Genomic DNA, 6000 nt, shown 5'->3' on the forward strand with positions numbered 1-6000 from the left:
ATGGCCAGCCAGGGCCTCCAGGTGGAGGACGTGCGCGGGCTCACCGAGCAGGACATGGATGCACTGCTCGGCCAGGGCGTCGAGCACTCGCTGCGCGATGGCGGCATCTTCGGCTCGGTGGAGGACGGCGAGCGGGTCATCGAGCACGTGCGGACGCTCGACGTGGATGAGATCGCCTGCCTCGTGGACTTCGGCGTGGGGCTGGAGGACACCATGTCCAGCCTGCGTCTGCTGGATGTGCTGAGGCAGCGCGTGCAGGCGGCGGCGGTGCGTCCCGAGCCCGTGCTCGCCGAGGGGGCGGGGGGCTTCGGAGAGCTGCTGGAGCGTGTCCGGAGCGAGGGGGTCACCGCGCTGCGCTGCGCGCCGTCGCAGGCCCGCGCGTTGGCGGAGCTGCCCGGAGCCTCCGAGGCGCTGGGGGGCGTGCGCCGGCTGGTGCTGGGCGGTGAGGCGGCCGCTCCGGAGGTGGCCTCGGCGCTGGGCCAGGCGTTCTCCTCGGAGCGCGTGGAGCTGGAGGCGTCCGTGGTCGAGGCGGCCTGGCCGGCCGCGGGTGCCGGGGCGATGCGGATCCTCGATGCGTCCGGTGCACCGGTGCCCGTGGGGGTCGTGGGTGAACTGGCGATCGGTGGTGCCGCCGTTCCGCGCGGCTTCTGGATGGACGCCGAGGCGACCCGCTCCCGCTTCATCCCCGTTTCCGGTGCGCACGAGCGCCTCTTCCTGACGGGACAGCGTGCCCGCTACCGCGTCGAAGGCGAGGTGGAACGGGTGGCTCCGCTCCGGGCCTCGAAGTCGCGCCGTCCTGCCCGGGCCACCCCGGCCACGCAGAACACGCGGAAGGACTCGCCCGTGACGCGGGTGTCGCGCGAGCGGCCACTGCCGCTCTCGTTCGCGCAGGAGCGGCTCTGGTTCCTGCAGCAGCTCAATCCGGCGGACGTGGCCTACAACAACACGGCCGCGCTGCGTCTGGTGGGGGCGCTGAAGGTGGAGCCCTTGGAGGCGGCGCTGAACGAGGTGGTGCGCCGGCACGAGGTGCTGCGCTCCACCTACGTCCTCGGGGACGAGGGGGCGCGGCAGGAGATCGCCCCCTTGATGCCGCTGGTGCTGGAGCATCGGGAGGCCACGGGGGCGTCCGCGGCCGAGCGCGAGGCGGAGGCCTTCCGGCTGGCGCGCGTCGAGGCCCTCAGGCCGTTCGATCTCCAGCGGGGCCCGGTGATGCGGGCCATGCTGATCCGCCTCGGCGAGACGGAGCACTTCCTGCAGCTCACCCTCCACCACGTGGCCTCGGACGCATGGTCCGCCACGGTGCTGTACGGCGAGCTGGGCGTGCTCTACGAGTCCTTCCTGGCGGGCCGTCCGTCGCCGCTGCCCGAGCTGCCGGTGCAGTACGCCGACTACGCCGTGTGGCAGCGCGGTTGGCTGAGCGGCCAGGCCCTGGAGTCGCAGCTCGCGTACTGGAAGAAGCAGCTCGCCGGAGTGCCGGTGCTGGAGCTGCCCACGGACAGGCCTCGTCCCGCCAACCGCTCCTGGGCGGGAGACGTGTACCGCTTCACGCTGCCGCGCGAGCTCTCCGAGCCCCTGCTGGCGCTCGGCCGCCGGGAGGGCTCCACCTCCTTCATGGTGATGATGGCCCTCTACCAGGCGCTCCTGCACCGCTACAGCGGCCAGGAGGACTTCGCCGTGGGCACGCCGCTCGCGGGCCGCGGCCGGACGGAGCTGGAGGGGCTCATCGGCTGCTTCATCAACACCCTGGCCCTGCGGGCGCCGCTCTCGGGCGCGCCTTCCTTCCGGCAGTTGCTGGGGCGCGTGCGGCACTCGGCGCTGGAGGCCTACGCCCACCAGGACGCGCCCTTCGAGCGCATCGTGGATGGGCTCGACCTGCCGCGCGACACGAGCCGCACCCCCGTGTTCCAGGCCAGCATCAACCTGATCAACACGCCGGAGACGGAGGTTCAGCTCCCGTCCCTGAAGTTCAACGTGATGGACGTTCCCGTGGGCAGCGCCAAGTTCGATCTGGGCTTGACGGTACGGGAGGATCGCGAGGGGCTCAGCTGCGTCTTCGAGTACGCCACGAGCCTGTTCGATGAGGCCACGGTGGCGGGCATGGCCCGGTGCCTCACGGGGCTGGCCCGCTCCGTGGTGGAGTCGCCGGACAAGCCGCTGGCCCTGCTGCCGCTGTTGGAGAACACCGAGGCGCACCGGCTGCTGGTGGAGTGGAACGACACCCGCGCCGCCATGCCCGCCACCACCATCCATGCGCTCTTCGAGGCGCAGGTGGAGCGCACGCCCGAGGCGCTGGCGGTGGCCGCTGGAGAGTCGAGGCTGACGTACCGGGAGCTGAACCGGCGGGCGAATCAGCTCGCCTGGCACCTGCGCGAGCTGGGCGTGGGACCGGACGTACCAGTGGGCCTGTTCCTGGAGCGCTCGGTGGACGCCATGGTGGGCCTGTGGGGCATCCTCAAGGCCGGAGGCGCCTACGTGCCCCTGGATCCCGCGTTCCCGGCCGAACGCCAGCGCGGAATCCTCGAGGACTCGCGTGCGCGTGCGCTCGTCACGGACTCGCGGCTGGCCGAGGGCCTCGGTGGGTTCAGTGGCACGGTGGTGTGCCTGGACACGGACGCGGCCCGGCTGGCCGCACGCGGCGAGGCCAACCCGCCTTCCAGCGTGCAGCCGGAGAACCTCGTCTACGTCATCTTCACGTCGGGCTCCACGGGTCGGCCCAAGGGCGTGGCCATCGAGCACCGGCAGCTCGTCAACTACGTGGAAGGTGTGTCGCGCAGGCTGGAGCTGCCCGAGGGCGCCAGCTTCGCCTCGGTGTCCACGCTGGCTGCGGACCTGGGCAACACCGCCGTCTTCCCGGCGCTCTGCCGGGGTGGCGCGCTGCACTTCATCTCGAAGGAGAGCGCCTCGGATCCGGCCGTGCTCGCTGGGATTCTCCAGAGCGGCGCGGTGGACGGCTTGAAGATCGTGCCCGCGCACCTGCAGGCCCTGCTGAGCTCGCCGCATCCGGAGCGGGTGCTGCCGCGCAAGCGCCTGGTGCTGGGCGGAGACGTGTCCGACTGGTCGCTGATGGACCGCGTGCATGAGCTGTCGCCGGAGCTGGTGGTGTTCAACCACTACGGCCCCACCGAGACGACCGTGGGGGTGCTCACCCAGCGCGTGGCGCGTGGACCCGAGGGCCGCATGTCCGCGTCGGTGCCGCTCGGCAAGCCGATTCCGAATGCACGGGTGTACGTGCTGGACAAGCACCTGCAGCCGGTGCCCGTGGGAGTGCCGGGCGAGCTTTGCATCGGCGGCAACAGCGTGGGACGGGGCTACCTGGGCCGGCCGGAGCTGACGGTGGAGCGCTTCGTGCCGGATCCGTACTCGGACGAGCCGGGCGCGAGGATGTACCGCACGGGAGACAAGGCGAGGCTGCTGGCGGACGGGAAGGTGGAGTTCCTGGGCCGAGTGGACCACCAGCTGAAGATCCGCGGCTACCGCGTGGAGCTGGGAGAGGTGGAAGCGGCGCTGGAGCGGCACCCGGCGGTGCGCGAGGCGGTGGTGGTGGCGAAGGAGGTGGCCGCGGGAGACAAGCGGCTGGTGGCGTACGCGGTGGCGAAGTCCGGGCAGGGGGTGGAGCCCGGAGCCCTGCGCGAGTTCGTGAGTGGCGTGCTGCCGGACTACATGGTGCCGACGGCCATCGTGGTGCTGGAGGCGCTGCCGCTGACGGCGAACGGCAAGGTGGACCGGGCGGCGCTGCCGGCGCCGGTGCTCGACAGGGTGGCGGAGCGGTTCGTGGCTCCGCGCACGCCCGTGGAGGAGGTGCTGGCGGGCCTGTGGAGCGAGCTGCTGCGCGTCCCGCGGGTGGGGGTGAACGAGAGCTTCTTCGAGCTCGGCGGCCACTCGCTGCTGGCGATGCAACTGGTGGCGCGGGTGCGGAACGCGCTGCGCGTGGAGCTGCCGCTCAAGGAGGTGTTCGAGGTCCCGACGGTGGCGGGTCTGGCCGAGCGGGTGGGCCGGGCGCTGGCCGCCGAGGAGGGCGCCACGCGGGTACCGCCGTTGAAGCGGGTGCCGCGCGATCGCGAGCTGCCGCTGTCGTTCGCCCAGGAGCGGTTGTGGCTGCTGGATCGGCTCGACGGAGGCGGCGTCTTCTACCACATCCCCATGGCGGTGGAGCTGACGGGCCCCGTGGACGTGGCGGCCCTGGAGCGGAGCCTGCATGAGCTGGCGCGCCGCCACGAGGCACTGCGGACGCGCTTCGTGGAGAAGGGTGGAACGCCGATCCAGATCATCGAGGAGTCGGCGGAGCTGCCGCTGGTGGTGGAGAACGTGGAGGGGGTGCCGGGGACCGGGTTCGAGGCGGCGGTGCGCGAACGCATCGAGCAGGAGCTGCGCAAGCCGTTCGAGCTGGAGAAGGGCCGGCTGACGCGGGCGCTCCTGCTGAGGGTGGAGCCGGAGCGGCACGTGCTGCTGCTGGTGGTGCACCACATCCTGTCGGATGGCTGGTCCATGGGGGTGCTGACGCGTGAGGTGGTGGCGATGTACGAGGCCTTCGCGCAAGGCCGGCCGTCGCCCCTGGCGGAGCTGCCGTTGCAGTACGCGGACTTCGCGGTGTGGCAGCGGGAGTGGCTGCGCGGCGAGGTGCTGGAGTCGCAGCTCGCCTGGTGGCGTGAGCAGCTGGAGGGCGCGCCGCACGTGCTGGATCTGCCGGTGGATCGGCCGAAGCGCGTGGCCGGAGCGGGACGGGCGGGCCGCAGGACGACGATGCTGTCCAATCGGCTGGTGGAGCGGTTGGAGGCGGTGGCGCGCGGCGAGGGCGCCACGCTCTTCATGTCGGTGCTGACCGGATTGCAGATGCTGCTGTCGCGCTACAGCGGACAGAAGGATTTGCTGCTCGGCGTGCCGTTCGCGAACCGTGGCCAGGTGGAGACGGAAGGGCTGCTCGGCCTGTTCTTCGAGCCGCTGGTGCTGCGGGCGGACCTGTCGGGACGGCCGGACTTCCGCGAGCTGCTGCGGCGCGCGAAGCAGTCGGTGCTGGGGGCGTTCACGCATCCCCACGTGCCCTTCGAGCCGCTGCTGAAGGCGCTCGGAGTGCAGCGCAACGTGACGAGGGCGCCGCTGTTCCAGGTGCTCTTCGCGCACGTGGAGGAGATCCCGGAGCCCACCACGCTGCCCGGAGGCGTCGGGGTGAGGCTGATTCCCTCGGAGCCGGCGAGCACCGAGATGGATCTGACCGTGATGATGACGCGGATGGCCGACGGCCTCATGTTGAGCGTGCTCTACAACGCGGACCTGTTCGATGCGGATCGCATCGAGCGGATGCTGGAGCGGATGGAGGCCCTGCTCGAAGGAGCGGTGGCTGCTCCGGACCGGGTGGTGGATGAGCTGCCACTGCTGAAGGAGGCCGAGCGCAACCGGCTGCTGGTGGAGTGGAACTGCGCTCGCGAGGAGGTGCCACGCGAGGCGACCCTGCACTCCCTCTTCGAGGCGCAGGAGGCGAGGACGCCGGACGCGCTGGCGGTGATGGAAGGAAGCCGCACGGTGACGTACCGCGAGCTGGACGCGCGGGCGGCGCAGCTGGCGCGTCAGTTGAGGGCGAGTGGGGTGGGGTTGGAGACGAGGGTGGGCGTGTGCGTGGAGCGCTCGGTGGAGATGGTGGTGGCGCTGCTGGGCGTGCTGAAGGCGGGAGGGGCGTACGTCCCGCTGGATGCGGAGTACCCGGTGGAGCGGCTGCGCTTCATGCTGGAGGACAGCGGCGCACGGGTGGTGGTGGCCAGAGGAGCACTGCGGGAGAAGCTGGGAGAAGCAGCGGGCCGTGTGTGGCTGGACGTGGAGGAAGCGTCGCGGCCGGTGGAGGGAGCACCTGAGCTGAAGGTGGAGGTACCGGCGGAGGCAGCGGCGTACGTGCTGTACACGTCGGGGTCGACGGGAAAGCCGAAGGGAGTGGTGGTGCAGCACCGCTCGCTGGTGAATTTCACGAGGGCGGCGTGGCAGGCCTTCCCAGTGGAGCCAGGAGACAGGGTG

General features: G+C 71.5%; 1 protein-coding gene (cut by a window edge). It reads left to right on the top strand.

Translation table 11 applies throughout. The features are described from left to right. Positions 1–6000 carry part of the coding region annotated (locus tag VFZ09_RS06155) for a non-ribosomal peptide synthetase/type I polyketide synthase (RefSeq protein WP_329726535.1) on the top strand (this coding region is incomplete at its 3' end). The annotated region extends 5886 nt beyond the left edge of the window, so 6000 of the 11886 annotated nt are shown.

Origin of the sequence: Archangium sp. (assembly GCF_036277355.1) — a bacterium.
GTDB lineage: Bacteria > Myxococcota > Myxococcia > Myxococcales > Myxococcaceae > Archangium.